The 21,770-nt window shown below is 51.4% G+C and carries 19 protein-coding genes and 1 pseudogene; 13 read left to right on the top strand and 7 right to left on the bottom strand.

Translation table 11 applies throughout. The features are described 5' to 3' along the window. The first annotated feature begins 24 nt into the window (after positions 1 to 24). Positions 25 to 1,077, top strand: coding sequence for a helix-turn-helix domain-containing protein (locus AC2FJ5_RS15955; protein ID WP_496793979.1), 1,053 nt, complete (start codon positions 25 to 27; stop codon positions 1,075 to 1,077). 172 nt (positions 1,078 to 1,249) lie between these two features. After that, complete coding sequence (locus AC2FJ5_RS15950; RefSeq protein WP_496793978.1) at positions 1,250 to 2,476, top strand: ATP-binding protein; 1,227 nt, start codon at positions 1,250 to 1,252, stop codon at positions 2,474 to 2,476. Between the two features lie 202 nt (positions 2,477 to 2,678). On the opposite strand, the gene AC2FJ5_RS15945 is transcribed toward AC2FJ5_RS15950, so the two are convergent. Beyond that, the gene (locus tag AC2FJ5_RS15945) at positions 2,679 to 3,842 is read right to left on the bottom strand and encodes a DNA cytosine methyltransferase (RefSeq protein WP_496793976.1); all 1,164 of its coding nucleotides are present in this window, start codon (positions 3,840 to 3,842) and stop codon (positions 2,679 to 2,681) included. Further along, a complete protein-coding gene (locus tag AC2FJ5_RS15940; protein WP_496793975.1) occupies positions 3,835 to 3,963 on the bottom strand; it encodes a hypothetical protein in 129 nt (42 codons plus the stop codon). Before AC2FJ5_RS15940 ends, AC2FJ5_RS15945 begins: the two co-directional genes overlap by 8 nt. Before the next feature lie 201 nt (positions 3,964 to 4,164). On the opposite strand from AC2FJ5_RS15940, the gene AC2FJ5_RS15935 reads away from it, so the two are divergent. From AC2FJ5_RS15935 to AC2FJ5_RS15920, 4 genes are read left to right on the top strand one after another with little or no spacing between them, the layout of a single operon-like run. Further along, positions 4,165 to 5,031 carry a hypothetical protein gene (locus tag AC2FJ5_RS15935; protein ID WP_496793974.1) on the top strand — a complete coding sequence of 289 codons (867 nt, stop codon included), beginning with the start codon at positions 4,165 to 4,167 and terminating at the stop codon, positions 5,029 to 5,031. After that, a complete protein-coding gene (locus tag AC2FJ5_RS15930; protein ID WP_496793972.1) occupies positions 5,028 to 6,347 on the top strand; it encodes a hypothetical protein in 1,320 nt (439 codons plus the stop codon). Before AC2FJ5_RS15935 ends, AC2FJ5_RS15930 begins: the two co-directional genes overlap by 4 nt. Continuing rightward, a complete protein-coding gene (locus AC2FJ5_RS15925; protein ID WP_496793971.1) occupies positions 6,347 to 8,248 on the top strand; it encodes a DEAD/DEAH box helicase in 1,902 nt (633 codons plus the stop codon). The genes AC2FJ5_RS15930 and AC2FJ5_RS15925 overlap by 1 nt, the downstream gene beginning before the upstream one ends. A 31-nt stretch (positions 8,249 to 8,279) precedes the next feature. After that, the gene (locus tag AC2FJ5_RS15920; RefSeq protein ID WP_496793969.1) at positions 8,280 to 9,143 is read left to right on the top strand and encodes a protein NO VEIN domain-containing protein; all 864 of its coding nucleotides are present in this window, start codon (positions 8,280 to 8,282) and stop codon (positions 9,141 to 9,143) included. Positions 9,144 to 9,241: 98 nt separating this feature from the next. Here AC2FJ5_RS15920 and AC2FJ5_RS15915 read toward each other — a convergent pair whose 3' ends face one another. After that, complete coding sequence (locus AC2FJ5_RS15915; RefSeq protein WP_496793968.1) at positions 9,242 to 11,116, bottom strand: hypothetical protein; 1,875 nt, start codon at positions 11,114 to 11,116, stop codon at positions 9,242 to 9,244. Between the two features lie 255 nt (positions 11,117 to 11,371). On the opposite strand from AC2FJ5_RS15915, the pseudogene AC2FJ5_RS15910 reads away from it, so the two are divergent. After that, positions 11,372 to 11,730: pseudogene (locus tag AC2FJ5_RS15910) on the top strand (transposase); the annotation flags it as partial. Between the two features lie 143 nt (positions 11,731 to 11,873). Here the strand turns inward: AC2FJ5_RS15910 and AC2FJ5_RS15905 are convergent. Both AC2FJ5_RS15905 and AC2FJ5_RS15900 read right to left on the bottom strand, forming a co-directional pair. Beyond that, positions 11,874 to 12,506 carry a tyrosine-type recombinase/integrase gene (locus AC2FJ5_RS15905; protein WP_496702580.1) on the bottom strand — a complete coding sequence of 211 codons (633 nt, stop codon included), beginning with the start codon at positions 12,504 to 12,506 and terminating at the stop codon, positions 11,874 to 11,876. 213 nt (positions 12,507 to 12,719) lie between these two features. Then, positions 12,720 to 13,622, bottom strand: coding sequence for a LysR family transcriptional regulator (locus tag AC2FJ5_RS15900; protein WP_496694316.1), 903 nt, complete (start codon positions 13,620 to 13,622; stop codon positions 12,720 to 12,722). A gap of 90 nt (positions 13,623 to 13,712) precedes the next feature. Here AC2FJ5_RS15900 and AC2FJ5_RS15895 point away from each other — a divergent pair, with 90 nt between their 5' ends. The 3 genes from AC2FJ5_RS15895 (at position 13,713) to AC2FJ5_RS15885 (ending at position 15,881) form a co-directional block, all read left to right on the top strand. Beyond that, a complete protein-coding gene (locus AC2FJ5_RS15895) occupies positions 13,713 to 14,444 on the top strand; it encodes a pirin family protein (RefSeq protein WP_496793966.1) in 732 nt (243 codons plus the stop codon). Between the two features lie 18 nt (positions 14,445 to 14,462). Continuing rightward, on the top strand, positions 14,463 to 15,053 hold the full coding sequence (locus AC2FJ5_RS15890) for an isochorismatase family protein (RefSeq protein ID WP_496707142.1): 591 nt from the start codon (positions 14,463 to 14,465) through the stop codon (positions 15,051 to 15,053). A gap of 432 nt (positions 15,054 to 15,485) precedes the next feature. Then, the gene (locus tag AC2FJ5_RS15885; RefSeq protein ID WP_496707117.1) at positions 15,486 to 15,881 is read left to right on the top strand and encodes a hypothetical protein; all 396 of its coding nucleotides are present in this window, start codon (positions 15,486 to 15,488) and stop codon (positions 15,879 to 15,881) included. 178 nt (positions 15,882 to 16,059) lie between these two features. Here the strand turns inward: AC2FJ5_RS15885 and AC2FJ5_RS15880 are convergent, their stop codons facing one another. After that, positions 16,060 to 17,397: a metal-dependent hydrolase family protein gene (locus AC2FJ5_RS15880; protein ID WP_496692680.1), complete on the bottom strand. Its 1,338-nt coding sequence runs from the start codon at positions 17,395 to 17,397 to the stop codon at positions 16,060 to 16,062. Positions 17,398 to 18,021: 624 nt separating this feature from the next. Next, complete coding sequence (locus AC2FJ5_RS15875; RefSeq protein WP_496793965.1) at positions 18,022 to 18,747, bottom strand: TetR/AcrR family transcriptional regulator; 726 nt, start codon at positions 18,745 to 18,747, stop codon at positions 18,022 to 18,024. A 196-nt stretch (positions 18,748 to 18,943) separates the two neighbouring features. On the opposite strand from AC2FJ5_RS15875, the gene AC2FJ5_RS15870 reads away from it, so the two are divergent. The 3 genes from AC2FJ5_RS15870 (at position 18,944) to AC2FJ5_RS15860 (ending at position 21,737) form a co-directional block, all read left to right on the top strand. Further along, complete coding sequence (locus tag AC2FJ5_RS15870; RefSeq protein WP_496793964.1) at positions 18,944 to 19,597, top strand: hypothetical protein; 654 nt, start codon at positions 18,944 to 18,946, stop codon at positions 19,595 to 19,597. Positions 19,598 to 19,742: 145 nt separating this feature from the next. Next, on the top strand, positions 19,743 to 20,246 hold the full coding sequence (locus AC2FJ5_RS15865) for an outer membrane protein (protein ID WP_496793962.1): 504 nt from the start codon (positions 19,743 to 19,745) through the stop codon (positions 20,244 to 20,246). 387 nt (positions 20,247 to 20,633) lie between these two features. Next, positions 20,634 to 21,737: an alpha/beta fold hydrolase gene (locus tag AC2FJ5_RS15860; protein WP_496793961.1), complete on the top strand. Its 1,104-nt coding sequence runs from the start codon at positions 20,634 to 20,636 to the stop codon at positions 21,735 to 21,737. Positions 21,738 to 21,770 lie beyond the last annotated feature (33 nt).

Here is a 21,770-nt window from a genome sequence, read left to right as displayed (position 1 = left end):
TTCTTTGTCTGCTGACATAAAATCATGAAAACACTAACAGGATTGGCTCCAAGTGGAGCAACCTTGTCAAGAATGGCAGGGCAGGGGGCTATTACGCCTAAAAAATGGATGCTTCTTCGAGCCGTTGAAGAAGCCAGAGAGCCCCTCGGGCTCAAGTCAACATCCCTCAATGTGCTGAGAGCAATGATCTCATTTGTGAGTGTAGATCAGATTTCTGCGGACCAGGATGATCACCATGTTTGTTTCGCTTCCAACGCTGCGATTGCCAAACGAACTCACGTCAGCCTTCAAACTGTTGAACGTCACATCTCAGCACTTGTTGAGCTCGGACTAATCCGTCGTGTCATGAGCGCAAACGGTAAACGCTGGGCGCGCCGGGATCGACAGGGCAGGGTGGTTAACGCATCTGGGTTGTCCCTGATGCCATTGTCGGAGCGGCATGGGGAATTCATCCAGGAAGCTCAGAAACATACTGACCGTGTTCTTGAATTCACTGTGCTCCGCGACAAGGTTTCGGCAGCCCTGGCTCACCTCAAGGAACTCGTTGCAGACGATAGCACAATCTCAGACCTGATGGTGACTGTACGCAACGCTCTGCGCCGCAAACCGGACGCAAACGTACTTAGCAAATTACTGTCTGAAATATCTGTGGAAATCTCGGAGATTACGCAAACCGATACAGAAAATTTGAGGGGCAATGACACTGAAATTGAGGGGCACAAAGAGGACTCATTGAATCCAGAAGTTAAGAAAGAGAAAATCTCTCGGATTCAAGTTTCCCCAGATCAAATGCAGCACAGTTTTCCACGGTTATGCTCCGAACTACGCTTTGCACGGGATCAAGCACATTGTGATCGTCTGATGGACGACATCGCTGCATATCTACGACTTGGACAAACCTGGTATGCTATGAAGTCGACACATGGCCCAGCTATTTGTTTCATGGTTTTGGGGTACATCTTCCAACGCGCTGAGAAAATACAGTCTCACGTGTCTTACATGATTACCCTTTTAGCGAAGTTAGACAGTGGTGAAATGAAACCTACAGCTCTGTTGGCACCAAAGGCTCGTATTTAAAAGATTTCGTCCTGACCACTGAAAGATACCATGAAAAAGGTACACCTGTTATGGCGACCAAAACTCAGTCAGCGCTTTCAGTCTTCAGTGTCGCGGTTTTCAATTAGTCGGTCATTGACTTTCAGTTGGTCGTGACCGTACTTTCAATCGGTCAGAATGAGATAGTTCAAGCATGTATCCAAGATTCGCTAAAACAAGAATTGAAGAGGCGTTGTCGGACACCCGTGTTGTTCTTATCTCGGGACCCCGTCAGTCTGGCAAGACAACGCTTGCCACAGACATCGCTTCCGACAAGGTTCCTTTTCTAACATTGGATGACGCGACCGTCTTGCAGTCAGCTGTCGATGATCCGGTCGGTTTTGTACGAGGACTGGATCGGGCAGTAATCGACGAGATTCAGCGGGCACCAGACTTACTACTGGCAATTAAGAAAACGGTGGATGATGACAGAAGGGCAGGGAGGTTTCTGCTAACCGGTTCTGCCAATCTCATGACCATACCGAAGGTCGCGGACTCCCTTGCAGGTCGAATGGAAATTGTTCGTCTCCTCCCCCTCAGCCAGACAGAAATCCTTGAAACAAAATCGGGCTTTATCGACAGGGTGTTTGACGCAAAGAACCCTGTCGTACACAAGCTGGTCATCGGAGATGACCTTGTAGAGACAGTTCTTTCTGGTGGCTATCCTGAGGCACTTGGACGGAAAAGATGGGGACGAAAGCAGGATTGGTACCACGATTACGTCGACGCTATTGTCCAGCGGGATGTCCGCGACGTGGCCCAGATCGAACAGCTCGCCATCATGCCGAAACTACTGGCAGTTCTCGCGGAGCATTCCGGTCAACTGGTCAACTATTCGGGGTTAGGTGCCGCCGTTGGTTTGAATCATGTGACCACCCAGAAATACATGCGCGTGTTCGAAAGCCTTTTTCTCGTGCACAGTTTGCAGCCGTGGTTCACAAATCGTCTGAAGCGCCTCACCAAATCCCCCAAGCTGCACTTTCTTGATGCAGGACTTCTTGCAGCGATGCGCAACGTCACCCCAGATACTGTCAAAAAGGAAAAGACACCCTTCGGGTCGATCCTGGAAACATTTGTGTTCAGTGAATTGCGCAAGATTGCCACCTGGAGCGAACAAAGGTGCACGTTTTCTCATTTCCGCGACAAAGACAGAAACGAGGTAGATATCGTTCTGGAAAACAGACGTGGGGAGATCGTCGGGATCGAGGTGAAGTCGTCTGCAACGGTTACTTCCAGCGACTTTTCCGGGATGCGCAAATTGGCAGAAGCGTGTGGTGACAAATTTGTTCAAGGGCTCGTTCTCTACGACCACGATCAGGTTGTACCCTTTGCAGACAACATGTTTGCGGCACCTCTATCGAGCCTGTGGGCGGCTACTTAATAGATGCGCAAAGCTATTGGAGGGCAGGGGGCTTAAGCCATCGCTATCTCCATTTGCAACACATAGCTTTCGGCACAAGCGGGCGGAAAGCGGTTATTCGCGGCAAGCGCAACTTTTTTAAAACAATAACTTGGAAGCAGACATTTGATGCTAGTAGAAAACTAGGAGACTTGATTGAGCTCCGGTTCGTAGTTGTTTAACTCTAAGCGGCTTCACCAATCTCTTTGTTAGGCTCTTTTACAAGATCTTGGTGAGCGGCCAAAGGTTCCAAAATCTGTTCGGCCAAGAAACGAACAACAGGTACAGCCACGCCGTCACCAGTTAGATGATAGGCGTCATTGTAACCTTCAGGTAGAATGTAGCCATCGTCCAGCCCCATTAGTCTTGCTGTTTCCCTAGCGGTTATTAAGCGAGATTTTACGCAATCGCCATTCACAATCATTATGAGTTGGCGGCTTGAACCTCCTGCAGGTGTACGAAGACATCCCGCGATACCATCAAATCTCACTTCTGCCCGCTGAATGCGTTCTCCATCTGCCGTCCCTCGCATTCGCTTGTAGATGCAACCTACGGTCAACTTCTTGGAGGCTTTAGCATCTTCTACTTTTTGCAAATGTAGCGGTGACATCATGTTCAGCAGAGCTTGGGTTTTATCCGCAGTATGCCATTCACCGATAAAGTCGGCGTGATCTAGTAATTCAACCAATTTGAGCTTCCGAGACGTTGGTTCGGGTAAGTGCCACCATATCCAGCGTCGAGCAACCTCATCAGGCAAAAGCTCTTTTGCCAGCACGAGCCGTTTAGAATGATATCTCTCGATCGGCTCATGAGTCAGGAGCTTATGGGGGATCTTAACGGTGTCCTTTACACCAATGATGAATAGCCGCGGTCTTGACTGCGGGACAAATAGCGAGGCATCGACAACAACCGCTCCAAATTTGTAGCCCCGCAAAGCAAAAGCCTCGCCAATTGCCGCAAAATCTCGACCACCATGTGAGGTCAATGTTCCGCAAACGTTTTCGAGGGCTATCACGTTAGGTGAGCGGCCTTCCTCGTCAAGCTGTCCCATCAAGTCCCAAAAAGGCCAAAAAGTCCCAGACCTATGGCCCATTAAGCCAGCTCCGCCCCCTGCAAGGCTCAAATCCTGGCAAGGGAATGAAGCCCAAGCGAGGTCCGCATTGCCCGGAATTTTATCAGAACGCAAAGCCGCAACATCTCCAACATGCAGCTCTGCCCCACCCCAATTCTTCTCGTAGGATATGGCCTTCTTCTGGTCGTAGTCATTTGCAAACAGACAAGTCCAACCCGAGCCCAACCCTGCCCTTGCCATACCACCACCTGCAAAGAACTCGTAGAACTCAGGCACCTTTTGCGTCCTCGATCCGAACACCTTCGCGCTCGAGTTTTTCGACGATTGCTTCAACGATCCAAGTGTTGCTCGAGATTGTTCCGGGTCTCAAAGAGCAGGCTAGGCTGACGGCGTTCATAATTTGCTCCTCGACTCTAATGCTTGTATGTTTTTTGTTGATCATCACTAAACCTAGGCTTGCATTGCATTAGTATGGGCGCCAAAGTGGCGCCAAAGCAAGGAAAAGTTCGGTTACTTGCCTTTTCGCGCCAACGATTGCTCGCAGCAGTTTTCAGGGGCTTTATTGGACAAGGAAACCCAGATAACCGGGACAGCAAGAATGAACGCTGAAGACGCCTTACCGTGCCGTCACGTTGGCGCTCCAAGTGAGAACGTCATCGAGCTAACACGTAAAGCTATTGCTGCAATTTCGAATGACAGTCACTTTCTGTCGAGTTCTGGACTTACACGCGAAGAATTTGAGCTGGCGCTTCCTGTTGTTTTGCAGCGTATGCGTGGAAGTGTTGCCGCAAGTAACACCGACAGGCGCAACTTCCTTCAATCAATTATCGACAGCATGAAGGCAGTGGGGCTGATCGAAGCAGTCAGAATGCCGAAGTACGGTGCAGACACGGTGTACCGCCTTGAGATTCCGGAATTTGGATCAGTGGCGATAATTCAAAAGGGCTGCCCAGACGGTACCCATAGTAGCGAAAACTGGGAGAGGCCAGAATGGGCGCAAGAGGCTTATCTCTGGTGGCTGTGTGACAGTGTAAGCAATGAACCTGGCGAGCACGTAGTTAAAGGTGTCAACAGGCTTCGCAACCGCTTTTTCGATATGTCGAACACTGACGCCATTGATGGCATCGTCTTTCATAACGCAACTTGTGGTTCAGCAGTTAGACCTTGTCCCAAGATGCAACGCACCATCGAAATCGATGGGATAAGCGTTCCGCCGCCTTGCATTTGGGTGATGCCTGAAAGGGTTGGGATTGAGCGTGGCGGCCAATCTTCATGGAACTGGAGTGGCGACCGAGAACTTTCATTTCCCAAGACGCTTATGTCGCTCTTTGGTCTGACCAAGAGCCAGTGTTCTAACTATGTAGGATACGTAGGCTTTAGCAGGGCGACTAGAGGCATCAGGTCAACAATATCAACAAATTCTGGCCCATGCCAAAATTCAGTTTTTAGGAGTAAATCACGTTGAACCCGGTATTAGACCAAGAACGCGCTCAGTTTGTCGCGACCCGCATCGCCAGCGCTCCAAAACAGTTGTTGCCACAATGGATTAGACGCAACAAGGAGTTACCCGTTGAGGACTTCCCTGTATCCTGGGTCAAGTTCTCCATTCTGAATCACCGGACGAGAGCAGAACAACTTCAAATTCGACGGCAGCCCGGCAAAGAAGACGTTTTTTCAGACCCTTTATCGGACGAAGCTCAGCAAGAACAATACAACATCTTGATCGCACAAGCTGAGGACGATCAGTTGCTTGACGACCTGAGAGATCGAGGGCAGCAAGAGCCCGCCGTGATCACAGCCGATGGTGTGCTAATTAATGGTAATCGCAGGGCAGCAGCGCTTAGAAAGCTCTACTCGGAAGATGGGTTACGCTCCGCACGAGAGATAAGGGCTTTTGTCCTACCAGATGATGTTACAGCGGAAGAAATCCTCGACCTTGAAACCGAACTTCAAGTCTCGCGGGACTTTCGTCAGGAATACACATGGGTAAATGAAGGTTTCTTAATTGAGGATATTTTTGAAGCGTCCAACAAAAAGTGGGACAAAGTCGCTAAACGCGTCCGCCTCAAGCCGAATGAAGCACGCAATAGATACACTCAGTTGCAGCAACTCCATCAGTTGGTTGAAATGTCGGGCGGCGCTCTAAACTATACCGATTTCGAAGACAAAGAGAGCCCCTTTACTGAGCTTACAACTTACATAGGCAACAAGACGCCAGATGAATCGAAGGTGGTAAGGGATGCGTTCTTCCTCGGAGTGATTGCTGATGCGAATTATCGCGATCTTCGTCACTTAAAGCGCCCTGACGCCAACGAATTCATTGAAAACGAGTTCCAAAAGGTACCCGTTCTCGTCAGTCTCACAGAACTGGCAACGGAAGAATCGAATGAACAATTCGATGTTTCTGATGATTTGCTAAATGGCGTATTGGGGACTTCGACGGAATCCAATGGGAACATGGCTGCCGTATTGTCGTTTTTGGCCCAGAAAGGAAAGTCAGAGGTAATGAACCTACCCGGCGGCGAAACAGTTGCCGTAGAAAATCTACTTAGTACAGTAAAGCAAGCTGTCACCGCCGCTGCATACGAAGCCAACGAAGAAAGTAAGGACAGCAAGGCAGTAAGCGCGCCTCTTGTAAGGCTAGATAATGCAATCCGTGATGCGAAAAGATCACTGTCGATCTTACCGGAGGCCAGAAGCTACGCAGAATTTGACGAAGATGGATTTCAGGATCGCGTCAAACAACTCAAAGCGATCGCAGCAGACTTAGAGCAACAATAATGTTCGCCGCAGAGCTGTACAAACAAGACCGGCCTAAAGTCATTATCGAACGGCAAGGGGAAGAGTTTCCTGGTGCCTGGGCCAGGTTGGAAGAAGCGTTGGCACGCGGAATTGAGTCCGGTTCGGCGTCTCGAACGGTTGTCCACGCAGATGTATTTCTCTCCGAACTTGCCGTTCTTCGTGAGATAAAATCCGTCTTTAATGTCAGCCTAAGCTTAGGTGAGAGCCTTACAGCCCAGCTGAAAAGTATGGCTAGCGACCGAAACGTAAGGGAGCGGGTTGTTGAACGAGGCGAACCTTCGGAACAGGACCTTGCACAACTGAGGACGGAACTTCGGGCTTCGGGTTTCAAACGAGAATTGAGGGATTTTCAGCTCAAGAACTTGCATCGACTATGCACCTTGCCCCATGGTGCAGATTTTTCAGTCCCTGGAGCAGGTAAAACAACCGTTGCCCTCGCGGCCTTTTCTCTGTTGAAGGGGCGCGGAGAAATTGAAAAACTGGCCGTCGTCGCACCCTTAGCTGCATTTGGCTCTTGGAAAGAAGAGCTTGTCGAGTGTTTTGATACCTCTCCCAAATACACAGTGCATGACGGGCAAGGTGCCATTATTCCGTCAGACACCGATGTGCTGCTATCGAATTATCACCGAACGGCAAGTGACTATCACACTGTAAGGTCATTCGTATCTTCTGCCACAACACAAGTCATCTTGGATGAGGCCCATCGAATTAAGCGGGGCTCGACTGGTCAACATGGCAGAGCTGTCTTGGACTTGGCATATGCAGCAACGCGACGCGATGTACTGACGGGAACACCTGCGCCCCAAGGAGCGCACGACCTAGTTGCGTTGGTGAGTTTTCTTTATCCTGGACAGGATCGCCAAATTCTACCGGACTCGGCGTATTTTGAAAGATTGACGCGAGACAAGACCGTGCTTTCCGCCACTAACAACGCAGTGCAAAAGTACTTCGTCCGAACTCCGAAGGTCGATCTCGACTTACCTGACACAGATTTCAAAGTAGAGCGGCAGAAAATGCCGCCAGTACAAAAGGCGATCTACGATGCTCTGTTGGGTCAATACAGTGCGACTTTCGCGCTTCCTGACTCAGGGCGGCATGAAATGCGACGATTAGGTCGCATCGTCATGTATTTGTTGGAAGCTGCGACCAATCCAATGTTGCTGCTGGCAGGCTCTGAGCCGGGCGACGATCCGGCATTCGTCCATCCTCCACTAGAGCTAAGCGGCAATGAACCCCTAAGTCTACTGCTGGCAAAATATAGTTCCTATGAAGACCCTTGGAAGTACGCCAAGGTTGAGGAGATAGTCTCAAGCGCTGCTGACAGAGGCGAAAAAGTCTTGGTGTGGTCTAGCTTTGTTAGAAACCTGAAGATGTTAGAGCGCCGCCTGCAGGATTACAGTCCTGCTGTTGTACACGGCGGGGTATCCTCGGACGAAAAAGCGCCGCCGGAGGTCCCCACAAGGGAACGCGAGTTCAATCGTTTCAGACACGATCCTGACTGTTCGGTGCTTCTCGCCAATCCTGCTGCTTGCGGGGAGGGAGTTAGTCTGCATCATTGGTGTCATGAAGCAATTTACATCGACCGAACCTTCAACGCGGGCCATTTTTTGCAGAGTCAGGACCGAATCCATCGTCTTGGTTTAAAGAAGGGCACAATTACTAAGTTCACTCTTTTGATAAGTGAAGGAACAATTGACGAAACGGTGGATCAACGGTTGATAGAAAAGGTCGCTGCACTGGCGACACTGATGAACGACCCGAACCTAGTCGACATTGCTCTTCCCTCACCAGACGAAGGGCTTGACGGTGCGCCAACTGCAAGCGACGACGTTGAAATGGTGCTTAAACATATAAATACGGCAAATGCGGCTAGTTCTTAGCAAAGGTCAGTGCCATGCAGTCTTTCTCCTAGTGCATGTCGTCGCACTAGGTGCCAGAAAGAGCCGCGAAGACTGGATCGCAGCTGCGAGACAAAGAACAACTATCGCCGCGCTTTCCTACGACTTTGAAACTGTCGCAGATGCTTTAATCCAAATGGGCTTGGCAAGACTTGATGACGCAATACGGATCGAAAAGCCTCTGAGGAACTTCCAAGGCGCAGCAGACATGCCCACGCTAAAGGGAATTGTGGAGTTACTGCTTCAGAAGCGCCCGCCGATTTGGCTGCGTACTGCAGTTCAAAATAGGTGCTTAAGGCCAGAATTGATCCCGTCTGAAGACATGCGAGCGCTTTCATGGTTGGGAGAAGACCTAGAAGCAATTCTTGTTGCTGCCCACGGACGAGTTTGTGAGCCAGCAGACACCGAGCTTCGTGTGAAACTTGGGTTGGCCGGCGAACTCAGCATACTCAATGCACTTAGGTCGACAGGCTTTGCACCCAAACACGTGTCAGTCATCTCAGACGCTTTCGGTTACGACGTAGAAGTCAACGCTAAGGGCGGGATAACCGGTTTTGAAGTTAAGACATCCGTAAAGAGTACAGCTGGAAAATTCTACCTTTCTCGCAATGAGTTCGAAGTATGTAGAAGAATGGGTGATCGTTGGAAGTTAGTTGAGGTCGTTCTATCCACCCGAGTCTTAACCCAAAACTTCGTAAGCGCATATGAAGTTGAGGAAATTAGAACGTTGTCTTCAAGCACGATAATTGAACTGGCTCCTTCGCCTGAGGATAAGTTTCTTTGGCTCGAAACGGCTTTGTTCACCCCCGCTGATCTGCAATGGAACGTGAGCGAATTGGCTGTAAGCGAGGACTTCGTTGCCTCGCTCGAAACCTAAGCTCTCACCCAGTCGAAATGCAAAATATCCCATCTTATAGCGCGGATTTCGACTGAGTAGAGGAGTTATTCCGCCAAAGAAGTGATCGATGTAAGCTGCTAGAGATCGTCGCCGTCAGATATCACAACGAAGTTCGCTCCAAGAGAATAGCAGTCAGACCTTGCTCCGAGCAAAAGTGCGTCAAGTTGTTGTAACCGTCTCACGTCGGCGCGATCCAGATCTCTAGCGTCCATTCGATCGCGGATTTGACCATAAACAGACCTGCGAACGCGCGGCTGAAAAATGACAACCGTCTTCTTAAGGTTTGAACCCAAACCATCAAGCATCGCCAAAAAGCCATCACGATTTTGCTGCCTCGTGCCATTGTGCCAAACAGCATCTTCAAGAACGCCGTCCGCGTTTGCCGCCAACTTACTGCGCAGTTGGTTCCGATCAATATGGCGAAGGTTCTTTATCGCTTGACCCACAACGACTTCGTAGTCTGACACCGAGATTCCCCGGTTTAAGCTTTCTGACCCGCTGCCTTTCACATGGATCAAAGTCAACTTTGGTGGCACAGCGGTGTCATCGACATGAATGAAGTCTGCAGACTCCATTGCGCCATCATCGCAAACCAGCCAACCGGATTGCGCCCCGCGTTGATCAAGATTTGGCCAGTGACGTACAATGCTTCCAAACAATGACCAATCGTCGTCATTGCCGGTATTTTCAACCGCGAACCGCTTCCCGTCGAGCGGCTTCTCTTGTTTGAAGACTGTCTGATCGCGGTCCATGCGGACCCAGTCCCAATCTTCGAAACGGGCGTCACGAAATCGGGTCTCATAAAAACGTCCGCGAGAGAACGTGTGGCCTGTGTCAAAATATATCGTCAGATTTGCCTGATCCCTACAAATTCTGAGAACTGCTTCATCCAAATCGTCACCATCAAACCCATTTATCTTGCGAATCTTGAGTCTGATCTCTGACGAAGATGTCTGCTCAAACTCAAATGCGAGACGGCCCAGTTTCGTTTCCGCCCAAAAGACATCTGCCTCGAAATCTGGTACGCCATTGGCAGGCGTGATTTCAAAGCGAGCCGCATCGCTAAACTGTTCGAGCCACCTCAAATCGTCATTGGCATTAACAGCAGCGCCAGTATCAACTTGCTCCGGCAAGATTAGAGCGACATCATATGGCTCCTGAATACCAGCAAGTGAGTTGATCGATGATGCGAGAATAGGCAAAGGCTTATCAGGTTGATTTGCATCACCCATCAGATTAGACGCGCGGTCGAGTACGAGCGTCAGCGTATTTGTGAATTCGTGCCAAGACCGAGTTGGGCCCAGCCAAATGCGGCCGCCACTAGGACTTGCACCAACAACTTTTCTGGTGATCTGATCGGAGAGAGACAGAGTGCTACGCACAGAACTAAAGTAGTAGCTTTGGTCGCCAAGCGGATCGAGCGCGGTTTCGAGCTCCATGCCAGACAGAACTTTTGAGTCAGGTTTCGTGGTTGACCGGGTATGCGTGCCATTAAGCCACAAAGTTCGTACTTGGTTCTCAACAAATGCCTTGTTTATTTCTGTCGGCGTAAAGCGTTTGATAAGAGCAAGCTGTCCGTTTGTTGCTGTGGCTACTTTCCGAGCAAAGACATTTCGCAAGCCAACATCAGAAAAGAGTAGCGCATATACGTCGCCACGCTTTGCGACAACGACGATGTGATTGTTAACATCCGTCAATCCAGCGCCGTCCAGCCAGCCGGGGGGTCGCTTAGTTGCATAGTGAGCCCATCCAATCGCTGTGCCGTCGATCTCAAGCTCTGGATCAGTGACGTTCGGAAACCGCGGCTTCTCCAGCCCTTTTTGCTCAGCTGCTTTCCTCGCGATATCTCGAATGCTTGATAGCAGTCCCGAGACATCTGCAGAGACATTTCCAGATGGTTGGTACAGTGAAACTGACAAATAGGGTGTACATTGTTGGCTGGAGATTGGCATTCACTTACCTCTTTATCCATTTCGACCCGCGCCCAAACTCGAGCAAGATCATTTCAAAACACTGATGCATGATCAAAAAGCCTTTTTGAAATATTTTAACATGATCATAGGGATACTTAGCCAAAGCAAGGAATGGAAATTGGCAAGAACAGCAGATTACCTAGTGGATCAATCCAAAGTTAATCTGATCTCGTTCAGTAGGAATGCCCCATTTGATTTGGATCACCGTTATCTTTGAGGAACGGAGGACCGAGAATGTCGAAAAAGAGACACAAGCCAGAAGAAATAGTACAGAAGCTGCGGCAAGTTGATGTGCTTGTCGGCTAGGGAATGATGCGTGCAGATGCGATCCGCGAGGTTCGCATATCGGAACAAGCCTATTACCGGTGGCGCAAGTAATATGGTGGGATGGGAACCGATCAACTAAAGGAACTCAAACGTTTGTAGAAGGAGAATGAGCGTTTGCGGAAGGCCGTCTCTGAACTGACACTCGACAAGCTATTTTTGAAGTAAGCAGCCCGGGGAAACTTCTGAGCCTCGGCCGACGGCGTGCCTGTATCGACCTGATCAGAAGCGTGATGAAGGTATCGGAACGCCGGATCTTTCGGGTATTACGAACACGACTGCCAATCCTTGAATTCGAGCACAGTGTAGGGGGGCAAGCACAACGAATGTCCGCTATGCGGGCTGCGACCGCAGCATCACCCGGGAGTGGTCAACGGCAGGTAAGGGCCGTCCTTTCGAACGGCCCTTTAGTCTAGATTTCAATGGCTTCGGCAATGGCCAATGCATCCTCAAGTTCGACACCAAGGTATCGGACCGTGCTGTCCATCTTCGTGTGACCGAGTAGGAGCTGAACAGCTCGGAGGTTGCCTGTCTTCTTGTAGATCTGCGTGACTTTAGTTCTCCGCATTGAATGGGTGCCATACGCGCTCGCCTCAAGACCGATCGATGTGACCCAATCTCGGACAATCCGTACATATTGGCGGGTCGAAATGTGCAGGCGCTCATGAAAGCGCCCGGGCCAAAGGTACTCGGAACCGACCATCAGCTCGTCCTCCATCCACTTTTCGACAGACGCGCGCGTTCCTTCGGATATCTCGAAGCGCACAGGTTTTTGCGTCTTGCTTTGAAGGACCGAGGCTCGTTCTTTGATTTGGCCTGAAGCCATGACATCGACCACTGTCATCTTCACCAGATCACAGCCGCGGAGCTTGCTGTCGATCGCCATGTTGAACAGGGCGAGATCGCGGTGGTTCTCGGCCAATTCAAGTCGAACCCGTATCGCCCAGACGTGTTTTGGTTTCAGTGGTCGCTTCTGGCCGACGATACGCCCTTTGTTCCAGGCAGGGCGAAGTGCGCGAATGGCTGGTAGGTTTGGTGTTTCCATGACTGATCCTCCGATCCGCCATGCCCTCCCAAAACGACAACCCGACGTTGACCGGAGCATTTTATCACGACACGCTGCGCTGCCTCCGAGGTCCGCTCTGAGCCCACAGCCGACATGTCTATTTCTCGCTGCGTGCGCTCGCAGCGCGGAAACCGCCGCGACCGCATCATTGCTAGCGCCGCTGAGCGGTACAAAAGCGGACTATTCCGTGCACTACGAACCTGATTGAGATCGGCACTGCTCGATGATGTGCTTGCGGACAGCAGCGACAGCGGGCATTGAAAGCCGCTGCGCACGACAAAGCAATGTGACCTTGACCGGTTTCAGCGACCAATCCGGCAGCAAACGAAAAAGTGTTCCGGCTGAGACGTCTGACTTTGCCAGTTGCTCAGGTAACATCGCGATTCCGGTCCCGAACATTGCCGCCGCACGGGCCAATTCCATTGTATTGACTCGGATGGCGGGCTCTGGACAAATGTCTTGTTGCACTCCGTCTGAGTTTCGAAACGACCAAATTGGCGCTTCCTGAGTACGCAAGATGACCGGCAGGCCTGGCAAGTCTGATGGTGTTCTCAAGGCGTCGAAACGATGTAGAAATTTCGGGCTTGCGAATGGCGCTCGCGGCGCAACCGGGAGAGACACAGCCACGTCTCGTCCTCTATCTCGTTCGCCCGTCCGAAATGAAAGGTCTATATCGTCGGTTGAAAAATCCGATCTGGCATCGTCTGCGTGTAACTCCAACTCAATTTCCGGATATTCGCGCTGCAGCCCCTCAATCATGGGCAGGAAAATTGTCTCCAGGAGACTGTTCGGTCCCGAGAGCGAAACGCGCCCTTCAACCCTGTCGCCTCTCTTAAGGCCAAGCTCAGCTTCGGCCTGCGCTGCGGCGTCAACCGATGCGACGCAAATGTTGAAAACCCGCTTGCCCGAAGACGTTGCCATGACCGATCGGCCAGATCGATCCAGCAGAGTGAGTCCAAGATCGGCTTCGAGCACGGCAATCTTCTGGCTGATAGCCGACTTTGTTGTTTTCAGATCAGCTGCAGCAGCGCTCATTGATCCGGCTCGGAGCGTGGCGACAAAGGCCTTGGTGCAGGAGAAATGCCTATCGTTCATAAATTCGAACGATAGTTTAAAAAAGAGCTATTTTCCAGAACTAACGGCCTAGCTAGGTTCTTCGCAACAAGGACGTACAGGAGCCGTATCGTGAGACAAGATTTGATATTCCATCCAGCCGATAGTCGCGAGCACAAAGACTTTGGATTCATGACTGCCCAGCTGTCTTTCAAGCCGCATCTGCAAACCGACCGGCAAAGGTTTGGCCCATTGATCACGATCGACGACGGCACGCTTGCACCTGGTGCTCAGGGGTTTGGCCTTCACCCGCACAAAGATGTTGAAGTGGTGACGTTTCTGGTCGACGGCTCCGTGGAACACATTGATCCAAATGTTCCGAGCCACAATGGTCGGATGTCTTCAAAAGGCATCCAAGTGATCACTGCAGGGACAGGCATCGTCCACAATGAGGTCAATGCTTCTTCAAGCGACCCAATGCGCGCGTTGCAGATCTGGTTTGAGCCCCACTCGCTTGGTCTGAACCCCGACTATGCGCGCAAGCAACTTGATCCGGGGGATTACACCGATGCCTTCCAACTTGTCCTGTCGCCGACGGGGGACAAGGAGTCTTTGGTTGCACAGCAAGATGTTCGCATGAATTACGGGCTGTTCACGACCTCTCAGACGCTCTCATTTCAACCCGCAGATCAAGGGCGCAGCATCTACACCTTTGTCATCAACGGCTCCGGCGAAATTACCGGAAAACGCCTAACCAAGGGTGACGGGGTCGGGATTGTGAACACACAGACGCTGTCGCTTGTGACACAGCCAGATCTGGAACTGCTGATTTTCGACTTACCACCTCTCACGCTATCAAACTGAAACTGAAAGGAAAAAGTGATGACCGCTAAGAAACCGAGCCCCCAAAATGCCGCCATGGTGCTGATTGACCATCAAATCGGTACAATGAATTGGGCCAAATCTGTTGATCGGGATCTGATCGAAGCACACACACGTGCGCTTGCAAGGGTTGCTATTGATCTTGGAATGCCTCTTGTGATGACATCCAGCATGGAAGAACACATGCAAGGGCCGCTGATGCCTGCGCTGGAAGAGCTTGCACCTGATGCTTATGCGGCCCGGGTGAAACGCCCCGGTGTGGTGAATGCTTGGGATGACAGTGCGTTCGCAGATGCAGTGCGTGGTACTGGCCGCAAGCATTTCATCATGGCGGGGATCACCACCGATGTGTGCCTTGCACCTCCCGCCATTGATGCTGCTGCCGAGGGTTTTGAGGTGACGGCTGTCGTGGATGCCTCTGGCTCGCCCACATCGCTGACAGATGAGATGGCATTTCGGAAGATGGAGCGCGGCGGAGTCGAATTGACCACGACGAGTGCACTTCTCGCCGATCTCGCGGTCAATTGGACCAGCGAGGACGGGCAGAAGATATTGGCGGTGTTGGGGGAAGAAATCCTCAGCCGGGGTTAAAGGTCGATGATCGATGGAGGGTTCGCTGTCCATCGATTGCCCTTCAATGTAGCTGTTCGTTCCTCAAGGCCGCGCCGAAGCGCCGTGCGAAGTCCATGAACATTCTTTGTTCTTTCGACCCCATTTCAAACAGAGAGACCATGTTGGCTTCCTGCGCTGCTTGGATTTCACAGGTTTGTGCCTGTCCGAATGTCTGAAAACGGGAAATTCGTTGCGCCGACAAACAGCAATCGCTGCGGACGCAAATGCTTTCTGCGTGAGCGAAAGCCGCAGCTGCACAAGTCCGGAAAGTCCCGCAGAGCCGACATCAGGCGCTCCTTATTGTGAACTCTCGAATGTCCGCTGAGAGCCCTTCGCAACAAATGCTGCGGACGGAACGAATGGCTGCTATGACGAGTTGGCTAGGAAGCAGTATGAGGTTTACCAAACTCAATGTTCGAAAAGGTTCTGTGTCTTTGGGCGTGGGGATCACCTGAAACACCTATGCAGCGATTAGGTGCATTCTTGATGATGTTGGTGTCTGTTTTTGCCGCCGCAATCACTTTGGGTGCTGTTTCTCAGGCTCTCGACAACACTTGGACCGTCTCAGGAGTAGCCGCAAGTGTATTTGGTGTCGGAGTGATGTCACTCTTACTCCCCACCGGGCTGGCACACGGTCTTGCGGCGGCTTTTCCTCTGATTTTTGATCGTTGGAAGCATAAGCGAAACATGCGATTGGGAGACTATGTGATGCTACAGCTGGATGGACTTAAGTTCTTTTATTCGCTTTTAGGTTGGGCTAGCTCAATTGGATTGGTCGTACTTATTGCGTATCTGCTAGTGTCCTAGGTCGCATAGCCCGTCTCGTTTCGTCAAACACTGCAGCCATTTGAGGGTTTGTTCCAAATGACCGCAAAGTCCGCAGAGCCGACATCAGGCGCTCCTTATTGTTGACTCTCGAATGTCTGCTGAGAGCCCCGAGCAGTCGTTACAAAGCTGGCTTTGAGCAAAGGACTTCATCTGGAACTCAGTCCAGCGTGTTCTTGTAGACTTTGCCGTCTTTCATGATCAAATCGAAATTCTCATGCGGGTCTGCGATCAGGTCGATATCTTGCAGCGGATTGCCGTCCACAAGGATTAAGTCGGCATAAGCGCCCTTTGCGATTACACCCAAATCGCCTTGTTGATAGGGGTGGCGCGGGCCTGAGAGTTTGAGCAGTTCAGCATTGGTTGAAGTCGCCATTTTCAGCACCTCGTATGGCGTGTACCAGCGCTGCAACTTGGCAAGGAACGCGCCTTGACGTTCGGCCAGTTTGGGATCGAACAGGATGTCGGTGCCGAAAGCGACTTTCACGCCAACTTCTTTCGCCGTTTTGTAGGTGAAATCTGTACCGTTGGTGACGTCGATCCATTTCTGCTGGCTAACAGGGTCGTCGAAAGAAAAGCCATCCTCGTCATCCAGAAGAGGCTGCACTGACAACCACACGTCGTTGTCGCGCATCAGTTCCATCGTTTCGCGGCTCATCAAGAAGCCATGCTCGATGGACTTAACGCCAGCGGCAACGGCTATCTCCACTGCCTCGTCCGTGAAGACATGAGATGCAACATAGGTGTTGTAGGTGTCAGCCACCTCTACGAATGCCTCGATTTCGGCCTTGGTGTATTGGCGTACATCCAGAGGGTCATAGGTAGATGACACCCCGCCGCCGGTGGAAATCTTAAGCTGGGTCGCGCCCATGCGCATGATTTCACGCGCGCGTTTGACCACTTCCGGAACACCATCAGCCTGCGCCATCAAACCAACGCTGTACCAGTACCATTGCGAATCCGCGCCGTTCGTCGGAACCGCTTGGTAGGGGCGATAGTCAAAGTGGCCGCCGGTTTGTGTCACGGGCGGGCCGGACGGCAGGATACGAGGGCCTTCGATCTCGCCTGCGTCAATCATCCGTTTTATGGCAAATGAATTGCCGCCAACGTCGCGCACCGTTGTAAAGCCGCGCATTAACGTGCCTTCGGACCCGATGGCACCCCGCACCGCGACTTCAAGAATATCGCCGGTCACAACCACGCTCTGCGGATTGCAGCAATAAAGCGTGTGCCAGTGTACGTCGATCAGGCCAGGCATCAACGTGCGCCCGCCGCCGTCGATGACGATACCATTGGCGACGGTGAGGGGTTCTGAGGACACATCTGTGATCAGATTGTCGGTTACAACGACATTGGCATTTGTAATCAATTCCTCATTCACACCATCAAACACGTTGACGTTTGTGAACAGTATCGGTCCCCCATCCTGGGAGAGCGCTTGCGAACTGGTTATTGCAAGAGCAATCGACGGAACCGCGGCAAGTTTGGGAAAATGCACTCGAAATTCCTCAGAAAATTCTGTCGGAGAAACCATCCCAGCGGAAGCAAGATTTTTCAAGCATTACCTCGCTTTTCTCCAAGGTCGGCTTTGTCCCGCACTCCCGAAGTCGGGTCACGCTACAATCTCGTGGGCGCAGCGAATGGCCGGTTCGGTGAAGCTGCACTGCGGCGTAGTCTGACACGATAAATGTCTGGTATGGGCCGTCCTTATTTCAGTTTTTGCGGGCAGGGGGCTTTGCTGCAACGGCATCGAGGTCAGCATCGAGTCGATTGTGTTGAAAAACTCGATAACCTGACAGCTGCATTTTTCCGCCAGAATCTGTTGTGCCGGAAAAATTGAAACCCAGTGCCTGGTAGGGCCGCTGAGAGCTCCGGACATTGCCAACGCGTGTCTTAGGCCGACCCCCTCGACAATTTCCGGAAAAGCCATCTACGGGCAAGTTTTTCACCCTTCTTCGCGATAATCGGGGTTTTTCAACACAATCAGCCCAATGTTCTTGACGCTGCGACTTACGCCAATATCCGACGGCTTAGGGAAACGGCCCTGACGCGTGTTGCGGAGAATGTCAGTGGCGAGCCCTTTTACCGAATGCTGCACCAGGTAATCGCTGACTAGGCCAGATTAGTTTGCCGATGGAGGAGTTGCAGGCACAGTTGCCATGGTGACCTCCACCGCTTCCGGCCAACCGAAATTCGTTGTCCGGTCAGGTAGGCCCAAAACTCTGTCGAGTGTGAGAAACTGCATGTCGATTGCCGCCTGCAACTTCTCCGCGGCATGATCGGCTGTGTCAGATCCCCGTGCCTCAATCGCGCGCAACAGCGCGAGATCAATAAATGTGCTTAGGAACAATATGAGTTCTGCGGCAGTATCAACATCTGCGACAGTAAATGTGCCCTCATCACAGCCTTTCTGAATGATCCCGGTCAGGACGGGCATAGCACCGGTTCTGACCCTGCGCTTGAACTGTTCAAGCAGAACCATGTTTTTATCCTGATTCATGACCCGGAAAAATTCGACCTGACCAGGGTAGTCATGTTCACGTAAGTAGTTGGCTCGCAGGTGGATAAAGCTGTGCAACAGGTCGAGCGCAGAGGAGGTCTCATCAGAGGCAACAACAGCCATCTGCGAAAATACACCCTCAGCCATTCCGTCCAAGACACCGAACAACAGCTCGTCCTTTGATTTGAAGTGATGATAAAATCCGCCCTTTGAGACGCTCGCCATATCCAGCACATCTTGTATGGTCGTATCCTCGAAACCTTTGGAAAAGAACAACATCTGTGCGCATCCCAGCAGCTGAGCCCGCCGTTCTTCGGGCGGCATGTTCTTTCGCTTCGTAGATTTCATACACTTTCCTCTTGCAAACCGACCGGCGGTCTGCAAATACAGACCCATGGTCGGTTTGTACCCCGACTCACCTGGCAGAGCAATGTAATTCACCTGCCAACCCGAATTTAACGATGCGTTTACGCAGCCCAATTCCGCAGGCAGTAGTGCTTTGCGGACCCGGTTGAGTTGTTCTCACGATGCAGGATCGAATGTCATGAATGCTCTTGTCTTTGGAATTACTTCACCATCCGAGTTGCGTCGAATGTCTCGCCTGGCGGGTATTCGCGAATTGCTCGGGATTCTGATCACAAATTGCCTGAAGCGGAAGCCCCCAAAGCAACTCGAAATTCAATCAGGATATGGAATGGCTATGAAAAAATCCGATAAATCAATAGGGCAGAAGAACCCAGTTTCTTTTGAGGCAGGTCGAGTTCGAAGGTTTGCAATGCAACGCATTGACAGCTCCGGTCAGTTTGTACGTTCAGTGTTCGTCGCGCTCATCTTTGGTGCCGCTCTGAGCGGATGTGCCGCCAACATGGCGGCGACAGGCAGAGATGGCCCTGATCTGAGCGTCGTTAGCCAGGAGGCCACCCGGTTCAATGTAGAACGCCAGTTGGGCTCACCCGATGAATTGCAGCAACAAGCCAATGGAGACTGGGTGGCCGTCTATGATGTTGAGCCCAGGACAAAACCGAACCTGGCGCGAGCAGCAGGTCATGGAACACTGGATCTTTTTACCTTCGGGCTTTGGGAAGTTGTTGGTGGCCCGCTGGAGGTGGCACATGCGCGCCGGGTGCTGGTCACTGCCCGATATGACCAATCAGGGAAACTGCTTCAAATGACCAGCAAACCCAAACCCATCCTCTAATCCAAGTTTTGGATCACCGCTGGACGGAAAACGGAAAGCGGGAATTCCAACACCCCCACTAACGGGAAATCACTCCCGCTGGCGCATCACGCATGCCCAGCGTCCAGATGGTCTTTCCGTACAATCAAGAGAACAGACCTTTTTAATGAAGACTATCACGATGATCACACTGGCAGCCATGATGCCAACTTTGTCCTTGGCAAATGAAAGCTGGACCGGTTTCAATGCGGGCTTGCAGCTATCCACAATCGATGTCTCCAAGGGCAACAACGACAATGGAAATGCAGCCCTGGGTCTCCATGCCGGTTACCTTCACGATTTTGACGGTTACGTAATTGGTGGTGAACTTACTTATGACGCGGGCGCTGAGGTCGAGTCCGGAGGGAAAGCCGAGAAAGTCGATACTGTACGCCTGAAGTTCAAAGGTGGGCATGTAATTGGCCAGACATACCTTTATGGCGTGATTGGTTACGCAAACATTGATGGCGGATCCAAGAGCGAAGACGGCTATTCCGCTGGTATTGGCGTGACCTATCGCGCGACGGACAGGGTTCTGGTTGGTCTTGAATACCTACGAGACACGTACGACACGTCTGGTGATGATATCACGGCTGACTCTGTCGCGCTTCGGGTGTCCTACAAGTTCTAGCTGTAGCCATTCGAGATTTCGAAAATGGCGGGGGACTTCAAACGGTTCCCCATTTTTCTACCACATTCAAATTCCGGAGAGGCGCCAGGTGACTAACGTGCCAACTCTAAAGACCGAACGGCTAAACTTAACACCACTTAAAGTAAAAGCTTGGCTCGGTTATCTTACTTTTATGGCCTCGAAACGCCCAGCGTTTATGGGCGGTCCTGTTTTCCCGCGTTTACCCAAACATGGCGAGCTGGCATTCCTATCTAATCACATGCGTCGCGATATTGGTCTCCCAGAATATGGCAAGCGCGAGCCCAATCTCTATCTGAGATAATGAGTTCAGGTCGCAACCGAATTCGAGACGCCACCACAATGCTTTAATCCAATGGACAGCGAACAATGTACTCATTCAAACTTCAACGCCGTCTCTTACTGTTGACATTCTGTGCCGCCAATTTTGCTGGGTCGTCATTTGCCCAGGATCGTAAAGAAATTGCCGTGACGCGCAGCGGCGAAGATGTTGCAGCCAAAGAGTGTTTCGGAAGCTTCGTTTCACAGGAAATAATTGTTCTTGGCGGGATTGAGCAAACGATACTTATTCGCACTTGTGATTTGTCCCAACCGGTCCTGCTGTTTTTGCACGGGGGTCCCGGTGGTGCCGTGATGCCCTGGGTCGATCTGTTCCACACGCCCTTGCTGGAAGAAAGCTTTGTCGTTGTCCACTGGGATCAACGCGGAGCCGGAAGTTCATTCAACGAAGATCTCACGGTAGAAGACATCACGCCATCCAAGTTGGTGGTGGATACGCTTCAACTCACCAACCTCCTACGCGACCGCTTTGGGCAAGAAAAAATATTCCTGACCGGCCAGTCCTGGGGCAGCGCGCTAGGGTTCATGACTATCGCAGAGGATAGTTCCCCCTATCACGCGTTCATCCCAACGTCAGAGCGTGTCGCGTGGGTACGCAGTATGAACATGGGTTTTGAATGGGCCCTGGATCAGGCGAAAGTTCGTGGCGATGTTGAAACTCAGCGGAAACTCAAGTCGATTGAGCCGTTCGATGCATTAGACGAGGCAGATCTCACCGTTCAGCGCGAAGTTTTGGCAGAATATGGAGCTGGAGACTTTCACACTGAAGGGCTATGGGATCGCTATCTCTCTTATGTGCTAGAAGGGCAGAGCCCCTACTACACGGACGCACAGGTTAAGAACTATCTCCGCGGTCTTGAGCTATCGAGCACAGCAATTGAACAGCCTGAGATTGTTGGTGCATACGACCTCTTCACCTCCCACCCGGTCCTAGATCTACCGGTCCACTTTATAACCGGAGCAGAAGACCAGAACACACCAGCCGATCTTGCACAGGAATATTACGAACACCTGAAGGCTCCAGCGAAGAGTTTTACCCGTATCGATGGCGCTGCCCATATGGTGATGTACGACCAACCCAATGCCTGGGCTGAAGCCCTGGTTCAAATAAGAAACCAGACGCCTACCAACTGACGAGCGGCCCAGCGTCGTCATACACTTCAATCA

It is taken from the genome of Ruegeria sp. CDSA221 (assembly GCF_059611825.1).
The sequence above is the reverse complement of the archived record's forward strand: the minus strand, read 5'-3'. Positions and strand labels throughout refer to the sequence as shown.

Bases quoted from the DNA above. Each gene is read 5' to 3' on its own strand.
- AC2FJ5_RS15865 (WP_496793962.1), top strand. From the start codon at position 19,743: ATGAAGACTATCACGATGATCACACTGGCAGCCATGATGCCAACTTTG.
- AC2FJ5_RS15935 (WP_496793974.1), top strand. From the start codon at position 4,165: ATGAACGCTGAAGACGCCTTACCGTGCCGTCACGTTGGCGCTCCAAGT.
- AC2FJ5_RS15940 (WP_496793975.1), bottom strand. From the start codon at position 3,963: ATGAACGCCGTCAGCCTAGCCTGCTCTTTGAGACCCGGAACAATCTCG.
- AC2FJ5_RS15925 (WP_496793971.1), top strand. From the start codon at position 6,347: ATGTTCGCCGCAGAGCTGTACAAACAAGACCGGCCTAAAGTCATTATC.
- AC2FJ5_RS15915 (WP_496793968.1), bottom strand. From the start codon at position 11,116: ATGCCAATCTCCAGCCAACAATGTACACCCTATTTGTCAGTTTCACTG.
- AC2FJ5_RS15905 (WP_496702580.1), bottom strand. From the start codon at position 12,506: ATGGAAACACCAAACCTACCAGCCATTCGCGCACTTCGCCCTGCCTGG.
- AC2FJ5_RS15955 (WP_496793979.1), top strand. From the start codon at position 25: ATGAAAACACTAACAGGATTGGCTCCAAGTGGAGCAACCTTGTCAAGA.
- AC2FJ5_RS15885 (WP_496707117.1), top strand. From the start codon at position 15,486: ATGTTCGAAAAGGTTCTGTGTCTTTGGGCGTGGGGATCACCTGAAACA.
- AC2FJ5_RS15860 (WP_496793961.1), top strand. From the start codon at position 20,634: ATGTACTCATTCAAACTTCAACGCCGTCTCTTACTGTTGACATTCTGT.
- AC2FJ5_RS15900 (WP_496694316.1), bottom strand. From the start codon at position 13,622: ATGAACGATAGGCATTTCTCCTGCACCAAGGCCTTTGTCGCCACGCTC.
- AC2FJ5_RS15870 (WP_496793964.1), top strand. From the start codon at position 18,944: ATGAATGCTCTTGTCTTTGGAATTACTTCACCATCCGAGTTGCGTCGA.
- AC2FJ5_RS15950 (WP_496793978.1), top strand. From the start codon at position 1,250: ATGTATCCAAGATTCGCTAAAACAAGAATTGAAGAGGCGTTGTCGGAC.
- AC2FJ5_RS15890 (WP_496707142.1), top strand. From the start codon at position 14,463: ATGACCGCTAAGAAACCGAGCCCCCAAAATGCCGCCATGGTGCTGATT.
- AC2FJ5_RS15875 (WP_496793965.1), bottom strand. From the start codon at position 18,747: ATGAAATCTACGAAGCGAAAGAACATGCCGCCCGAAGAACGGCGGGCT.